Source organism: Fibrobacterota bacterium (assembly GCA_019509785.1).
Classification (GTDB): Bacteria; Fibrobacterota; Fibrobacteria; order UBA11236; family UBA11236; genus Chersky-265.
In genome coordinates, this window is sequence record JAEKLQ010000052.1 from 25,209 (window position 1) to 40,006 (window position 14,798).

At 63.3% G+C, this 14,798-nt stretch carries 15 protein-coding genes and 1 tRNA gene; 13 read left to right on the forward strand and 3 right to left on the reverse strand.

The features are described from left to right. Window positions 1-47 precede the first annotated feature (47 nt). From JF616_15630 to JF616_15660, 7 genes are all read left to right on the forward strand, one after another. Window positions 48-701, forward strand: a complete 654-nt coding sequence (locus tag JF616_15630) for a dephospho-CoA kinase (GenBank protein MBW8889185.1) — start codon at window positions 48-50, stop codon at window positions 699-701. A 52-nt stretch (window positions 702-753) separates the two neighbouring features. Beyond that, entirely contained in the window at window positions 754-1,470 is a 717-nt protein-coding gene (locus tag JF616_15635; GenBank protein MBW8889186.1) for a hypothetical protein, read from the forward strand. Window positions 1,471-1,598: 128 nt separating this feature from the next. After that, a complete protein-coding gene (locus tag JF616_15640; GenBank protein MBW8889187.1) occupies window positions 1,599-2,273 on the forward strand; it encodes a sigma-70 family RNA polymerase sigma factor in 675 nt (224 codons plus the stop codon). Next, window positions 2,266-3,327, forward strand: coding sequence for a zf-HC2 domain-containing protein (locus JF616_15645; protein MBW8889188.1), 1,062 nt, complete (start codon window positions 2,266-2,268; stop codon window positions 3,325-3,327). Before JF616_15640 ends, JF616_15645 begins: the two co-directional genes overlap by 8 nt. A 181-nt stretch (window positions 3,328-3,508) precedes the next feature. Next, window positions 3,509-5,386 (forward strand): von Willebrand factor type A domain-containing protein, encoded by a 1,878-nt coding sequence (locus tag JF616_15650; protein ID MBW8889189.1) that lies wholly within the window; start codon window positions 3,509-3,511, stop codon window positions 5,384-5,386. Between the two features lie 53 nt (window positions 5,387-5,439). After that, window positions 5,440-5,516, forward strand: a tRNA-Val gene (locus JF616_15655). Between the two features lie 257 nt (window positions 5,517-5,773). Beyond that, on the forward strand, window positions 5,774-6,502 hold the full coding sequence (locus JF616_15660; GenBank protein ID MBW8889190.1) for a Crp/Fnr family transcriptional regulator: 729 nt from the start codon (window positions 5,774-5,776) through the stop codon (window positions 6,500-6,502). Between the two features lie 278 nt (window positions 6,503-6,780). Here JF616_15660 and JF616_15665 read toward each other — a convergent pair whose 3' ends face one another. Then, window positions 6,781-8,139: an amidophosphoribosyltransferase gene (locus tag JF616_15665; protein MBW8889191.1), complete on the reverse strand. Its 1,359-nt coding sequence runs from the start codon at window positions 8,137-8,139 to the stop codon at window positions 6,781-6,783. Window positions 8,140-8,331: 192 nt separating this feature from the next. Between JF616_15665 and JF616_15670 the strand changes: the two genes are divergently transcribed. The 3 genes from JF616_15670 (at window position 8,332) to thrH (ending at window position 10,350) form a co-directional block, all read left to right on the forward strand. After that, window positions 8,332-9,288 (forward strand): metallophosphoesterase, encoded by a 957-nt coding sequence (locus JF616_15670; GenBank protein ID MBW8889192.1) that lies wholly within the window; start codon window positions 8,332-8,334, stop codon window positions 9,286-9,288. 108 nt (window positions 9,289-9,396) lie between these two features. After that, window positions 9,397-9,717 (forward strand): DUF3467 domain-containing protein, encoded by a 321-nt coding sequence (locus JF616_15675; protein MBW8889193.1) that lies wholly within the window; start codon window positions 9,397-9,399, stop codon window positions 9,715-9,717. Window positions 9,718-9,750: 33 nt separating this feature from the next. Continuing rightward, entirely contained in the window at window positions 9,751-10,350 is a 600-nt protein-coding gene (gene thrH / locus JF616_15680) for a bifunctional phosphoserine phosphatase/homoserine phosphotransferase ThrH (protein ID MBW8889194.1), read from the forward strand. 80 nt (window positions 10,351-10,430) lie between these two features. Here thrH and JF616_15685 read toward each other — a convergent pair whose 3' ends face one another. Together JF616_15685 and htpX are read right to left on the reverse strand one after the other, a co-directional pair. Continuing rightward, entirely contained in the window at window positions 10,431-11,093 is a 663-nt protein-coding gene (locus JF616_15685; protein MBW8889195.1) for a hypothetical protein, read from the reverse strand. Between the two features lie 3 nt (window positions 11,094-11,096). Beyond that, window positions 11,097-11,987: a protease HtpX gene (htpX, locus tag JF616_15690; protein MBW8889196.1), complete on the reverse strand. Its 891-nt coding sequence runs from the start codon at window positions 11,985-11,987 to the stop codon at window positions 11,097-11,099. A gap of 145 nt (window positions 11,988-12,132) precedes the next feature. Here htpX and JF616_15695 point away from each other — a divergent pair, with 145 nt between their 5' ends. The 3 genes from JF616_15695 to JF616_15705 all read left to right on the forward strand — a co-directional run bounded on the left by JF616_15695 (window position 12,133) and on the right by JF616_15705 (window position 14,775). After that, window positions 12,133-12,864, forward strand: a complete 732-nt coding sequence (locus JF616_15695) for a TerC family protein (GenBank protein MBW8889197.1) — start codon at window positions 12,133-12,135, stop codon at window positions 12,862-12,864. A 204-nt stretch (window positions 12,865-13,068) separates the two neighbouring features. Beyond that, window positions 13,069-13,401, forward strand: a complete 333-nt coding sequence (locus JF616_15700; GenBank protein ID MBW8889198.1) for a hypothetical protein — start codon at window positions 13,069-13,071, stop codon at window positions 13,399-13,401. A 486-nt stretch (window positions 13,402-13,887) separates the two neighbouring features. Then, entirely contained in the window at window positions 13,888-14,775 is an 888-nt protein-coding gene (locus JF616_15705) for a helicase associated domain-containing protein (GenBank protein MBW8889199.1), read from the forward strand. The last annotated feature ends 23 nt before the right edge of the window (window positions 14,776-14,798 follow it).

The window sequence follows — 14,798 nt, forward strand, 5'->3', positions numbered from 1 at the left end:
TGCATTCCCCATTCGCGTTCGCTTCGTCCGACCCCCGTGGAGGAGCCATGAGCCGATTGATTCTCGGGGTGACCGGGAATATCGCCAGCGGAAAATCCGAGACCGCGCGCCTTTTACAGCAGAAAGGTTGCGCCCTCGTCGATGCGGACGCCGTGGCCCATGAGCTATACGGCTACGATCGCGCCCTGGTGCAGCAAATCGCCGCGGAGTTCGGGCAAGACGTGGTATGGACCAACGGGAGCCTTAACCGCGGCAAGCTCGGCAGCCTGGTGTTCGGCCGCCCCGAAGCCATGGCCGCCCTGAACCGCATCGTCCATCCCGCCCTTATCGCGGCCATCCGGGAGCGCATGCGCTCCTCCATGCGCGTCATGAACCGGGTGGTGCTGGATGCCGCCCTCATCGTGGAGCTGGGCTTCGCTACCGAGGTGGATTACCTGGTGCTGGTTTCGGCCTCGGTCAAGGTGCGGCTCGCCCGCCTGATGGAGCGCAGCGGCCTCACCTCCGAGGAGGCCATGCGCCGCATCGACAGCCAAATCCCGGAAGAAGCCAAGCTGCAATACGCGGATTTCGTTATCAAGAACGAGACCACCAAGGAATACCTGCACGACCAGGTGGATGCCCTTTGGGAAGAGCTGATGGAACGCGAACGCGAGGAGAACGCTCCCTCGGAGCGCGATCCGGAGCAGCCGGAAGATCGTTAGAGACGGGCCGGCGGATTCGGCCCGGTTACCTTGATATCGTAACGGAGGAATCGTGGATAAGAAGATATGGATCCTGGGGATACTGGGCATTCTCGCCGGACTGGGCCTGGGTGTTTTCCGCACCATGAAAAACGGCGCGGTCGCCGCCAAAGCGGCCCAAGATCTGTTCCCGGCGGAGAAACTGAACGGCTACGTCCAAGGCACGCATATCGAGGTCCGCGGGGACGATAAAGGCGGCCGTCCCGTGATAGCCGTCGCGGTGACGCCATACGGGATAAAGCCGGATCAGGTTTCGCCCACCGGCTACGGGGCCCTCAAGGCCCTGCGCCGTTCCTTCCCGAAGGCCGATTGGATCTCCGTTTTCATCGCCGAGGATTCGGCCATGGCCGAGGCCAGCGAATGGGTGGGCGTGGCCGAAATGCGCGGGGGCAAGGTGACCGTAACCGGCGGGATACCCTCCGGCCGCGGGCTCGATTCCATTTCCCTACCGGGCGAAAAAGCGCATCGCCCGACCAAGGCTGATCTCAAAGCCGTCGCCGCCCTGTTCGATAGCACCAGCGGCCTTTCGGCCGAACGCTGGGACGAGTCCCAAGCCTTGCTCGGCGCGGGCTCGGGCCGGGTAGACAAATCCCGGTTCCTCACCCTGGATCTGCAAACCGCCTCCCTGCATGCCGCCGCCAAGTCCCTGGGCATGGATCCCAAGCAACTCCAGTCCCTGGCCCTCGGGGTAAACCGTTTCTATTGGTCCAAGGCCGGGGATCCCTTGTGAGCCTTGCGGCCGGCGCCTCCCGCGCGCCGGTTCCCGCGCGCCCCCCGCGCGGTCCTTTTCCCGCGGTCCGCGGGCCCCGGGAACTTTTCCGCGGATGCCATGTCTAAACCCGTTATGGGCATAATCCCATGACCTTGTCCCCGGGAAACGGGGAAAGCCTCGGGACGGGCGCGCCATCCGGCCCCGAGCCGGCCGAGGCGGAGGACAATGCATGGATCCGGGAATTCCAGGCGGGCCGCGAACTGGGTTTCAACCGCCTGGTACTCAAGCACAAAGATCGCGTTTACGGCCTATGCCTGCGCCTCCTGTCCGGCGACGACGCGGAGGCGGAGGACGCGGCCCAGGAGTCCTTCGTGCGCGGGTACCGCGGTTTGCGGGACTTCCGTATGGAAGCCAAGTTCTCGACCTGGATGTACCGGATCGCCGTGAACGTGTGCAAGAACAAGCTGGATTCGCGTTCCTGGCGGGAGTCGCGGCGGACCATCGCTATCGATTCGGACGAAGCCGGCGCGTCGACGGAAGCCTCTTCCCCGTCGCCCTCCCAGGTCCTGGACGCCAAGACCCGGCGGGTGCGCATCGAATCCGCCATCGCCCGCTTGCCGGACGATCAGCGGGAATTGGTGGTCTTGCGGGACGTGGAAGGCCGATCGTACGAGGAAATCGCCGCGGCGACCGGACTCAATCCCGGCACGCTGAAATCGCGTCTCAACCGCGGGCGGGGGCAGCTGCGCGAATGGCTCAAGGATATGCTATTGCCTTTGCTGCTTTTGGCGGCTGCCTGGATTGCGAAGAACCATGGATAAGCACCTCGACGTCGAAGCCTTAAGCGATTACGCGGAAGGCCTGTTGGACGGGCCCCGCCGCGCGGCCGCGGACGCGCACCTCGCGGGCTGCGCCGATTGCCGCCGCGGCCTTGCCGCCGCCCAGGCTTATTTCCGCGAGCTCGGAGGGCTCGAACCCGTGCCTGCGCCGGCCGATTTCCTGGCCAAGGTGCGCGCCCGCCTGCCGCAAAGCGCTTCCCCATGGAGACGCCTCTGGTCCGATCTTTCGGCGGCGATTCGGGTGGTTCCCACGCCCATCGCCGTCGGATTGATTTTGGGCGTTACGGCGATCACGGTTTACTTAAGGCATGGCGGGCCGGACCAAAACCGTTTGGTTCCGTTGTCCGCGACGAGTCGGGATGCCGCCCCCATGGCCGACCTTCCCAGGGCCCCTCAGGCCGCCCCGGCGCCGCTCCGTCCCCCCGCCCCCGTCGCTCGCAAAGTGCCGATGGACCTTTCCCGCCCGAACCAAACGCGCATCGGGGGAAGGAGAGAGCGATTTCCATCCGAGGAGGCCGCGCCGGCTCAGCCGCCGGCCTCGGAGCCAGCGCTTGTGGCCGCGCCCGGCCAAGGCGGCCAGGCCGCCAATGTTCCGGGAAATGTCCCCGCTCCGACCGAAGCGGCGGCTGACCGCATGCAGGCCGGGGCGGGGGAGGGAGTCGCGTCCACGCCTGAGCGCGGGAAAGCCACGTCCCCGCTTGCCGCCGCGAAAGCACAGCCGCGCCCCGCGGAAAAAAAGGCCGTTCGCGCCGATGACGAAGCCGCCGTTTCCCCTTTCGGATGTGCCTTGACCCTCAAATTTCCAGGGGATAGCGCCGCCATCCTTGCCGGGCTACGGTCCATGGGCATCCGCTACGAAGCCGGAAGCGGGGATCGGGGACTGCGCCAATACTTCCTGATCGTGCCCGCCCCCATGCTGCGCGGGCTGGTCCCGTACCTCTCGCGTTACGGGACCTTGATCCTGCAAGGCGAGCCCCCGGCCGCGCGGACCGACAGCATCGCCGTCCGCTTACGGCTTCGTCTTCCTGTCCCCTGATTGACCCCAAAATCCCCAATCATTCCTCGGCCCTCGGCTCTCTTTTCCGCCACCGGACCGGGGCAATATTTTTTTTCGCGATTCGTCGGGAACTTTTCCCGCGGGCTCCGGTCTTAAAGCCCGAACCCGCGGCCATCGCCGCCGGGGACCGCTCCGGGTCCCCGCAACGAGGAGAACGCCTATGAACCGACACGCCGCCTGCCTTTCACTAGCCGCCGTCCTGCTCTCCGCTTGCACCTTGAAGCGGGCCGAGCCCGAAGCCGTGAAAATCGTGCCACTGTCCTCGACTACGGCTTCCGATGCCGCTCCCGTTTCCGAAACCGTGGCCGCCGCGCCCGCCGGCGCCCTTAAGCTGAACGCCCCGCAACCCGCGGGAAAAAAGGCGGCCCTGGTTCCTCCCTCGGCGCTCTCCAATACGCGGATCGGGGGCAGGCGAGACTTTCCGGAAGGATCGGCTGACGCCTATAGCCTGCCGGTAATCCCGGCGGCCCCGGCGCCGCGAAGCCTGCAGGCCCCTTCCCGGAAGGAATACCGCGACGCCGAACGTTGCGCGCGCTGCTACCCCGAGCCTACCGTTCCCGCCGAAGCGTCTCCGACGCCGAACAGCGAAGAGTATGCCGCCATCTATGAGAACCCCTTCCTGGAATCGCGTAGCAATCCGTTATCCACGTTTTCCATCGACGTGGACGGAGCATCCTACTCCAACACGCGACGCTTCATCCAGGAAGGGCAGCTGCCGCCCGCCGACGCCGTGCGCATCGAGGAATTCGTGAACTATTTCGATTACGATTACCCGCAGCCCACCGGTTCCGATCCGTTCTCCATCTCCACCGAAATCGCCTCGACCCCCTGGAACGCATCGACCAAGTTGGTCCGCATCGGCCTGCAGGGGCGGCGCATGGAAGCCTCGCGTTTGCCGCCCAACAATTTGGTCTTCCTCATCGATGTTTCCGGCTCGATGAATACTCCCGAAAAGCTGCCGCTCCTCAAGGACGGCTTCCGCATGCTCATCGATCAACTCCGCCCCCAAGATAAGGTCTCCATCGTGGTCTATGCCGGGGCCGCCGGCATGGTGCTTCCTCCGACCCCGGGTTCGGACAAGGAGTCGATCCGCGAGGCCCTCGATCGCTTGGAGGCGGGCGGATCGACGGCGGGAGGCGCGGGCCTGCGCATGGCCTACCAGGCCGCCCAGAACGCGTTCATCCGCGGCGGGAACAATCGCGTGATCCTGGCGACGGACGGGGATTTCAACGTGGGCGTATCCAACGATGCCGACCTGATCCGGCTCATCGAATCGGAACGGGGCAAGGGCGTTTTCCTGTCGGTGCTAGGCTTCGGGACCGGCAATTACAAGGACGCGAAGATGGAGCAACTCGCCGACAAGGGCGACGGCAACTACTACTACGTCGACAACATCAACGAGGCCCGTAAGGTGTTGGTGGAAAAGCTGGCGGGAACGCTGTTCGCCATCGCCAAGGACGTGAAGCTGCAAGTCGAGTTCAATCCCGCCGCCGTGAGTTCTTATCGCTTGATCGGCTACGAGAACCGCGCCCTGGCGGCGGAGGATTTCAACGATGATCGCAAGGATGCCGGCGAGTTGGGGGCGGGCGCGAGCGTCACCGCCCTCTATGAAATCGTTCCCGCCGCCCCGGCCCGCCCCAAGGTCGATCCCCTCAAATACCAGGACAAAGGCGGATCCGGTTGGAATTGGGGATGGGGCAAGGCCCGCGACGCCGAGCTGCTGACGGTCAAGTTCCGTTACAAGCAACCCGGCGGCTCTACCAGCAAACTGATCAGCCGCAGCCTTAAAGGGAACGACGCGGCCTGGCAAGACGCTTCGGAGGACTTCCGTTTCGCGGCGGCGGCCGCCGGCTTCGGGCTGGTGCTGCGCGGATCCCGCTTCCGCGGGGACCTTGACTTCGATAAGGTGGCGGCCATGGCCAACGGCGCGCGCGGACGGGATACGCAAGGCCGCCGCGCGGAATTCGCGACCTTGGTGGACCAAGCCCGCGCCCTGGCCGGCAACGGCCGGGTGGGCTACCGCGGATACGGCGAATGAGGCCCGGCTTTCCATTGAGCTTCCCCGGGCCGTGAATTATATTTCCCCGTCCGGGTCGCTTAGCTCAGCTGGTTAGAGTACATCGTTCACATCGATGGGGTCGAAGGTTCAAATCCTTCAGCGACCACCACCCTTCTTCCTCCCCCGGGGGGAAGCATCCAGAACCCCTGCAACCGCGGGGGTTCTTTTTTTACCCCCCCACGCATTGATTCGATCATGGCCCGCCCACGTTGTTGCCCCCGCTAGAATTGTCGCCCACCCGGGTTACCCCTCCGGGAAGCGCCGTGACCGTCCTCACCCGATTCCTCCCTTCGCTTGTGATCGGAATCATGCATCTGGCTCACTTGGGAACTTAGCTTCCCTGTCACCATCAACCGGGAGGATCCCATGACCGCTACGACAGTTTCTGCCCCCGCCGCCGACCGCCGCCTGGCGGCCCTGGAAACGGTGGACTTGTTCTCCGTGCTTTCCGAGGAGGAATCGCGACGCTTGGCCGCGGCCCTGCTGGAGCGCTCCTACCCGGCCGGCTCCCCCATCGTGCATGCCGACGACCCGTCGGGCGGGCCTTTCTTCATCGTCGCGGAAGGGGAAGTGGCCGTGGTGCTGGAAACCGGCGAAGGCAAGGAGTCGGTGCTCGCGACCTTGCAACCAGGGGAGTTCTTCGGGGAGATGTCCCTGATCGACGAATCGCCGCGCGCGGCCACCGCCCGCGCCGTGCGTCCCTCGCGCTTGATGCTGCTGCGCCGGGAGGACTTCCGACGCGTGATGGCCGATTGCCCGCGCATTTGCCTGGCCCTCCTGATCGAGATGAACCGCCGCCTGCGCCAGAGCAACCGCCGCGTGGCGGGCTTATCCTACCGCTCCATGCGGTCCCGCGTGGCGGGGGCCTTGCTCACCTTGATGGATGAAAAAGGCCTGCGCCGGATGGACGAGGGCGGCATGCGCGTGGTGATCCGGGAAAGGCCCACCCAGAAGTACCTGGCCGAGATGGCGGGGACGACGCGGGAATCGGTCTCGCGCACCTTGGCCGCCTGGGAGCGGGAAGGCTTGCTCAAGCCCAAAGGCCGTGACTTGGTCATCCTCCAGGAGGAGGCCATCCGCTCGCAGCTCGGGTGAGGGGCGCCTCGGTGGGCGTGGGAAGCGGGTCATGGAAATGAAAGCGGCGCGCCAGGGGGGACCAGCGCGCCGCCGGGAGGGCGAAACCCGGGGGGAGGGTTTCCGCCGATTCAGGGCCCCGCAGGGGAACGGGGCGGCCCGGGTTCCCGGGTAAAGATCCCGCGGCCAGGCTATAATCTATCGCTTTCGCGGGACTGGTTTTGTCATGGGAAGGTAAGAGAAGGGTCCCGGGTTACCAATGACGCGGGCTTCCCGAAGGGGATCCCAGGGGCCAGGCCTCAATCGCAACGGAACTTGGTGCTGCCCGCGGGGATGTCTTCCGGGTAGTTGCCGGTGAAGCAGGCGGCGCAATAATTCTCCGGCCCACCCGGCGCCGTGCCCAAGAGGCCCTTGCTGCTCAGGTATTCCAGGCTATCGGCGCCCAGCAGCTTGCGGGTCTCTTCCTTGGTGAGGTTGCTGGCGATGAGCTCGGTCTTGGAGGGGAAGTCCATCCCGTAGAAGCAGGGGTTCACCACCGGCGGCGAGCTGATGCGGATGTGCACTTCCTTGGCTCCGGCGTCGCGCAGCATACGGGTCAGGAACTTGAGGGTCGTCCCGCGCACGATGGAATCGTCCACCAGAACCACCCGTTTGTTCTTGAGCACGCCGGCAATGGTGTTGAACTTCAGCTTCACCTTCTGCTCGCGCACGTTCTGCGAAGGATCGATGAAGGTACGGCCCACGTAGTGGTTCCGCAAGAGGCCGATGTCGAAAGGGATGCTCGCCTCCTGGGCGTAACCGATGGCGGCGGTGTTGCTCGAATCCGGGACGGAGATCACGACGTCGGCGGTAACGGGATGCTCCTTGGCCAGGGCCTTGCCGATCTTGCGGCGGATCTTGTCGCAGCTTTCCTCGAAGATGCGGGAATCCGGGCGCGCGAAGTAGACGAACTCGAAGACGCAGTGGGCCTTGTGCGGCTTGCTCGTGAACTGGGACGATTCCAGCCCGTTGTCGTTGATGCGGCACAATTCCCCGGGCTTGATGTCGCGCACGTAGCTGGCCCCGAGCAAATCGAGCGCGCAAGTCTCCGAAGCCACCACCCAGGTCTTGTCCAGGCGGCCCAGGCACAGGGGCCGGATGCCGAAGCCGTCGCGGGCGACGTAGATTTCGTCCTTGGTGAGGAACACCAGGCAGAACGATCCGGTGAGCTGGGCCAGCGTGTCGGAGATGGCCTCCATGAGGCTTACCTTCTGCGAGCGCGCGATGAGATGGAGGATGATCTCGGTATCCGAAGTGCTTTGGAAGATGCTGCCTTCTTCTTCCATCCGCTTGCGGATCTCCGGGGCGTTGACGATGTTCCCGTTATGCGCCACCGCCAACGGGCCGCGCTTGGTGGAGACCAGCATGGGCTGCGCGTTGTTGATGTTGGAATTGCCGGTGGTGGAATAGCGGACGTGGCCGATGGAGGCGACCCCCGTCATGGACTGGATTTCCTTTTCCTCGCGGTTGAGTTCGGTGACGAGCCCCATGCGCTTGAGGGCGTGGATCTTTTCGCCGTTGGAAGTGGCCACGCCGACGCTTTCCTGGCCGCGGTGCTGGAGCGAATACAGCCCCATCACCACCCGGCGGGTCACTTCCGGCCCGCCGAAAACGCCCATCACGCCGCATTCATCATTGATCCGTTCCAACTTAGGCCGCCTTTGTTCCCGGGCCGCTAAATATAGGTTCTGGGATCCCGGCCGCCGCCCGCAGCGCCCCGGAAGGCCAGACAAATTAAAAAACGGCCGGGTCCGGGCGAATCTCGTGGAAGGGAGCGATTGCCGCGCGTTATCATCCGGGGCGGAGCCGCCATGCCATTAACCCCAGAATCCCAAAGCGAATACGCCGGCCCCGGCCGCATCCTGGCCATTGGCGATTTGCACGGGAACCACGCCGGATTACGGCGTATCCTCCTGGATACCGGTCTTATCGACGGGAAGGACCGTTGGGTGGCGCGGGACGTCCATCTGGTGCTGATGGGGGACGTTCTGGGGCGGGGCGGCGAGCCTGGGAAGATCTTCGAGCTGATACGCCGCCTGGAAACGGAGGCTCCCGCCCTGGGGTCGCGCGTGCATCTGCTGCTGGGAAACCACGAGGCCTTGGCGCTCCTGGGGATCCTGCGTTACAACACCTTGGAAGAATTCCGCGATGTGGCCGCCGCGGATTGGGAAACCGACCGGCCCGGGTCGGAGTCCGCGGAATCCGGATCATCGGCCGTCGGCGAGGATCGAAGCGATCTGGACGCCAAATTCGGAAAGCGGCTCGACATGCTAGGGGCGCGCGAGTTCCAGATGGCGCTATCGCCGCGCGGGGGAATGGGCGCTTGGCTATTGGCGCATGCCAGCGCGGTCGCCCTCAACGGGCACCTATTCGTGCACGGCGGGCTTAACCGCGCCCATGGCCTTTTGCCCTTGCCGGAACTGAACGCCTTGGTTCGCGCCGCCATCGCCGCCGCCGCGGAGCGTCCTGACGGCGGCGCGCCTCTCCGCGGGGACGGCCCGCAATGGAACCGGGAATACATCCTGCATCCCGGCCCGGAGCGCGAGGAGGAATTGCAGGAGGTACTCGATTACCACGGCTGCCAACGCATGGTAGTGGGGCATACGCCCACGGCCTGCATCGTCCCGAAGCAAGCGGGGCGCATCCTGCCTTTGTACCACGGCAGCATGTATTGCATCGACACCGGCATCGGACGGGCCTTCGGCGGGCACTTGAGCGCCTTGAGCCTGGAAGACGATCGGCGGCCGAAAGCCCTTTACTTCGCCTGAACGACGGGACGCCCGCAAGGGTCCCGGAAACCGGAGGCCTGGAGACATTTCCGGGTAGGCCGATTATATTTGGGTCCGGTCCGCCTATCGGCGGCCGTCCGGAGCCCCATGGTCGCGCCCAACGAATTCGACGAAAATCCTCCCCAACAGCAGATCAACATCGAGCTGTCCGAAGCCGCGGCCGAGGGCATCTATTCCAACCTGGTGCTCGTCTCGCATTCGCCTTCCGAGTTCGTAATCGATTTCGCGCGCCTGTTGCCGGGGCCGCCCAAGGGCAAGGTGCATAGCCGCATCATCATGACGCCCATGCACGCGAAGTCCCTCATCGCTACCCTGCAGGAAAACCTGGCGCGGTACGAGCGCGCCTTCGGGCCCATCATGCCGCCCGCAGGGCCCGGCCCCCGCCCGCCCGGCGAGTTCGATCTATAATCCATCCGGTAATCTCTTCGGCGCGGGAAGCCCATGAAAATCGTTTGCCTGGACATGGAAGGGGTTCTCACCCCCGAGATTTGGATCCACGTTGCCAAGCGCAGCGGCATCAAGGAGCTCAACCTCACCACGCGCGACGTGAAGGATTACCGGGAGCTGATGGACAGGCGCGTCGAGATCTGCGCGCGTCACGGTGTGACCTTGGAGATGATCCAGGGCCATATCGCCGAACTATCCCTCTTCGAGGGCGCCCGCGAATTCACGGACTGGATCCGTGAACGCTACCAGCTCATCATCCTGTCCGATACCTTCGCGGAATTCGCCGACCACTTCATGAAGCTGCTGGGCCGGCCCAGCTTGTTCTGCCACAACATCGACTATGACGATGCGAGCGGTAAGCTGCGGTATACCCTCCGGCAGGAGAATGCCAAGGCCTCCGCCGTGCGCGCCATGAAGGGTTTGAATTTCCGGGTGCTGGCGGCGGGCGATTCCTACAACGACATCCACATGCTGCGCGAGGCCGATACCGCGACCTTCTTCCGCGCCCCGGCCAATATCAAGGACGAATTCCCCCAGTACGGAAACTTGCAGAGCTACGGGGAATTGAAACAGTTCATCGCGCAAAACCTGTGAAGAAGGGTATAGGCGGCGCTACGCGCCGGTGGGTCGATTGCAGGCCAGTCTCTGTACCCTGAACCCTATACCCTGAACCCTTATCCTATCCGCTCTTCCATCCACTCCCGGATGTCCCCGACTTCCTCCGGCAGCATGGTATGCTCCTTCGGGTACGATTTGAAATCGAGCCGGAGGCCTTGCGCCTTCAGGAATGCGCATTGCGTCTGGGTGACGCGGTAAGGCAGCAAGGGATCCCGTAACCCGTGGGTTACCAGGAAGGACTGCTCCCGCGCGACAGGCGAGAAGGCGTCGGGATACTCTTCCTGGAAGGCGAGCCATCCGGATACGCCCACGATTCCGCCCAAGCGTTTCCCGTAACGCAGTCCGGCGTCCAAGGCCATCAGGCAGCCCTGGCTGAAGCCGAACAGGAAGGTATCGGCGGCGGCGATGCCCTGGGACTCGAGTTCTCCCAATAGCCCTTGGATAAGGCCACGCGAACGCTTGATGCCGGCGATGGCAGGGCCCATGTCGGCGCCGCCTCCGGTGAAATCGAACCAGCTGTAGCCCCCGAAATAGTCGTCCGGGGCGTTCACGAGCAGGTAAGACAAGCCGTCCAGGCCCAGCGCGGAAGGCATCCAGGTGAATCCGTTCAGCGAATCGCCGAGGCCGTGGAAAACCACCATGACCCTCTCGCGCGGGCCCGGGGATTTGGCGGGCACGTATTTATGCGTGAAGAGGCTGGTCCTCAGTATGGCCCCCATCCGTTAACCTTGGGCCGCTTGCAGGCGCGCGATACGTTCCTCGAGCGGAGGATGGGTGGAGAGCAACGCGAACAGGCCGCCATGCCCGGAGATCTTCAGGGTGGCCAGGGCGGCGCCGCGGGGATCCTCGACCCGGCGCTCGTAGGCGCGCTGCAGGGCCTGCAAGGCCCCCATCATCCTGCCGCGGCCCGCCACGGCGGCTCCGCCGGCATCGGCGCGGAACTCGCGCTGCCGCGAGAACCATGCGACCACGAACATGCCCAGGAAGCTGAGTACGGTCTGGAGCAGCATCACCAGCATCCAATTGCCTCCGCTCGAGCGCTCCCCGTCGCGATCGCGACCGGAGATGGTGGCGGCGAGGATGCGCGAGAAAAAGATCACGAAGGCGTTGATCACCCCTTGCAGTAAGGTCATGGTCACCATATCCCCGTTCGCGATATGGGTGATCTCATGACCCAATACGCCTTCGATCTCGTCACTCTCCATGCGTTGCAGAAGCCCAGTGGAGACGGCCACCAGGGCCCGCCGCTTGGTAGGCCCGGTGGCGAAGGCGTTCAGTTCCGGGCTTTGATAAACTCCCACCTCGGGCAAGGCGGGCAGGCCCGCTTCGCGCGCCAGGCGATGGACCATTTCCACCAGGCCGGAAAATTCCCCGGGGTTCTCCGGATCGATCACCTGCACGCCCATGGCGAATTTGGCCATGATGCGGGATAGCCCCAAGGACAGGAAGGCGCCTCCGAACCCCCAAGCCAGGCAAGTGAGAAAGAAGCCGTCGTACCCGCCTCCCATGCCCGAGAGGTAGCGGCTGAGGCCGGTGAAATGCAGGATGACGGTGAGGGTCAGGACCACCAGGATGTTGGTGGCGATCAGTAAAAAGATGCGCTTGCTCATGATGATGGAATGCTCCTGTCGCCAACGAAAGTATTATTTTGCCCTGATCCGTACCATGCGCGCGCCCGCGATGGTTCCAGAATGGAACGAATCCCTTGATTTCGTAGGCACTCCGGTATTGAAAGCAAAACCGGAGCCAGGAGGATGAATGCACGCTCTCACCAATCCGCAAACCTGGATCAGCCTGTTGACGCTTACCCTTTTGGAGATCGTACTCGGCATCGATAACATCGTGTTCATCGCCATCCTGGCGGGAAAGCTGCCGGCCGCCCAGCAGCCCAATGCGCGCCGTTTGGGCCTGGCCGCCGCCTTGATCACCCGCTTGTTGTTGCTTGCCTCGTTGGCGTGGATCGTCAAGTTGACGCATCCGTTGTTCGCGATCGCGGGAAGGGAAATATCCGGGCGGGATCTGGTGCTCATCCTGGGCGGCCTTTTCCTGCTCTACAAGAGCACGACGGAAATCCATGAGAAGATGACGCACGAGGAGGATATCGCGGGCAAGGCCACGAAGCCGGGGCCCGGGAAAGGGGCCTTCGCGGGCGTCATCATCCAGATCATGTTCCTGGACATCATCTTTTCGCTGGACTCGGTGATCACGGCCGTAGGCATGGTAGACAATTTGTACGTAATGATGACCGCAGTCGTGCTCGCCGTGATCCTGATGCTCTTGGCCGTCAATGCCATTAGCCGCTTCGTGACCGAATACCCGACCATTAAAATGCTGGCTCTATCCTTCCTGATCCTGGTCGGGGTCGCGCTCATCGCCGAAGGCTTGGGAGTGCATATCCCGAAGGGATACATCTACTTCTCCATGTTCTTCTCCATGGCGGTGGAGAGCCTCAACATCCGTGCCTCCAAGACCCGGAAAAGAAGTCACTGAGCCCAGGGCAATCGCTTTATCGCTCGGGATTCCCGGTCGAAGACACGGTTCGGACTTTACCGATTCCTCCGGAGAGTTACCTTTCCGTCCGTGTCAAAGTTACCAATACCTCCCTGCCGGTATTCCTTACGTTCTGAATCAGGGAAGGGTCCAGGCCGAATCGGCGGGTGCACGGCCCGGAACGGGATTAGGATGATCTTGAGCATGGCCGGACCTGGACTAAAGACCCGAACTTCGCCGCCAGTTCGCTTTGCCTTGGCGGCCCTGGCTTTTTCCGCCCTGCTTTGCCTATCCGCCTGCAAAGTCCCCGAGCAGCGCCAGGCCTTCTACCCCAACGGCTTCCTCAAAGAGCGGTATTGGGTCTATCAGGAAGGCGGGCGCGAGGTGATGAACGGACTCTATACCGGGTATTTCCCCAACGGGGAGCCTCAAGTGGAGATCCTCTACCGGGACGGTTCCGAAGTCACCAAGACCTACTTCTCCGAGCAAGGCGCCGTGGTGGGTACGGTCGACCTCGCCTCCCTACGCGAACCATAGCGAAGATTCATCATGGGTAGCTTAGCGGTTACCCGATCGCCTGAGTGCCTTCGCTTTGACGCGGCCTTCCGTTTTCGAGGCACGGTACGCCGACGCCGCGACGCGCATGGTTTTGGAGACGGAAACCATATATCGGTGTAGAACCAGCGCAAGTAAAAAGGACACGAAGCCGGAATGTGGCGGGTGCTTTTTGAGGGCGCGGCAAGCGTCTTCGCGAGCGCGCGCCGAACCGCGATTTTAAAAGGTAAAATCATGGTAAATTGTGCCGCGCGACCCTGTGGGTTTGCAACGCGATTTCGCTTACTTTGACTCATTAATATCATGCGCGATTCGGGGAGGCTTACGAGGGGTAGCCTACAGGTTGCGGGGGCTGGGATCGCATTCCAGGCCCCGGATTCCCGCGACGACGCATCGGCTGAGCGACTCTTCCGGTTCACAGACTGGCCGGACTCACCACAAGCACGCAAGCGAGCAGGGACTACGACATTGAGCAACAAGTTCGAGAACGGCAAAGGGGCTTCCATGGGCGGCTTCGCGACCCGTTGGGATGAGCAGTGGGTGCGCCAGTACGGCCACCTGGTGCGATACCGTCTGAAGTACAACGATTCTTGGCCATCAACCCTAGAGGAATTCCCCAAGGGCAATCGGCTGGGGCAATGGGCGCATCGCCAGCGCGATCTGCATGGCCGCAGTAAGCTCGAAACCAACCGGGTGAAGCTGCTGAACAAATTGGATTTCCCTTGGGAAAAGCCGGATGAGCGGGAGTCCCACTGGACGCGCCAATTCCAGTACTTGAAGGATTACCGCAAGGCCCATCCCGGCGAGTGGCCTTTCGCCCGCGAGGAATTCCCCAAAGGCAATCGCCTGGGCCTATGGGTATGGCGGCAGCGCCAGAACCACGCCCGCAAGAAGCTCGGGAAGGATCGCCAGCAAATCCTCCTCAAGATGGGGTTCCCGCTGGTGTTGCCCGACAGTTGGGAAAGCCATTTCCAGACCTTGAAGGAGTATCGCGCCAAGCATCCGGGGCGTTGGCCCAAGGCCCGCGAAGAGTTCCCCGCCGGTAATCGGCTGGGGCTATGGTGCCATCTGCAACGCTGCGCCTACAAGGCCGACAAGCTGGACCCGGATCGCGCGTCCAAGTTGAACCGCATCGGTTTCCAGTGGAGCGTGAAAAACCTCGGTTGGATGCGTTACTACGAGATGCTGAGGGATTACAAGAAGCGGAATCCCGCCAAGTGGCCGACCCTGGAGGCCGCCGCGCTCGAGGACAAGAAGCTCATTTCCTGGTGCAGCGCGCAGCGCCACAAGCGTAAGCTGAAGAAGCTCGATAAGGAAAAAATCGATCTGCTCAACAAGCTCGGCTTCCGCTGGTAGGGTGGATCCGCATGACGACCAGC

What these genes read in the sequence shown, in the direction of transcription:
- JF616_15685 (MBW8889195.1), bottom strand. Translation starts at nt 11,093, where the DNA reads ATGGGGGCCATACTGAGGACCAGCCTCTTCACGCATAAATACGTGCCC.
- thrH (MBW8889194.1), top strand. Translation starts at nt 9,751, where the DNA reads ATGAAAATCGTTTGCCTGGACATGGAAGGGGTTCTCACCCCCGAGATT.
- JF616_15645 (MBW8889188.1), top strand. Translation starts at nt 2,266, where the DNA reads ATGGATAAGCACCTCGACGTCGAAGCCTTAAGCGATTACGCGGAAGGC.
- JF616_15650 (MBW8889189.1), top strand. Translation starts at nt 3,509, where the DNA reads ATGAACCGACACGCCGCCTGCCTTTCACTAGCCGCCGTCCTGCTCTCC.
- JF616_15640 (MBW8889187.1), top strand. Translation starts at nt 1,599, where the DNA reads ATGACCTTGTCCCCGGGAAACGGGGAAAGCCTCGGGACGGGCGCGCCA.
- JF616_15630 (MBW8889185.1), top strand. Translation starts at nt 48, where the DNA reads ATGAGCCGATTGATTCTCGGGGTGACCGGGAATATCGCCAGCGGAAAA.
- JF616_15660 (MBW8889190.1), top strand. Translation starts at nt 5,774, where the DNA reads ATGACCGCTACGACAGTTTCTGCCCCCGCCGCCGACCGCCGCCTGGCG.
- JF616_15665 (MBW8889191.1), bottom strand. Translation starts at nt 8,139, where the DNA reads ATGGGCGTTTTCGGCGGGCCGGAAGTGACCCGCCGGGTGGTGATGGGG.
- JF616_15700 (MBW8889198.1), top strand. Translation starts at nt 13,069, where the DNA reads ATGGCCGGACCTGGACTAAAGACCCGAACTTCGCCGCCAGTTCGCTTT.
- JF616_15695 (MBW8889197.1), top strand. Translation starts at nt 12,133, where the DNA reads ATGCACGCTCTCACCAATCCGCAAACCTGGATCAGCCTGTTGACGCTT.
- JF616_15675 (MBW8889193.1), top strand. Translation starts at nt 9,397, where the DNA reads ATGGTCGCGCCCAACGAATTCGACGAAAATCCTCCCCAACAGCAGATC.
- JF616_15670 (MBW8889192.1), top strand. Translation starts at nt 8,332, where the DNA reads ATGCCATTAACCCCAGAATCCCAAAGCGAATACGCCGGCCCCGGCCGC.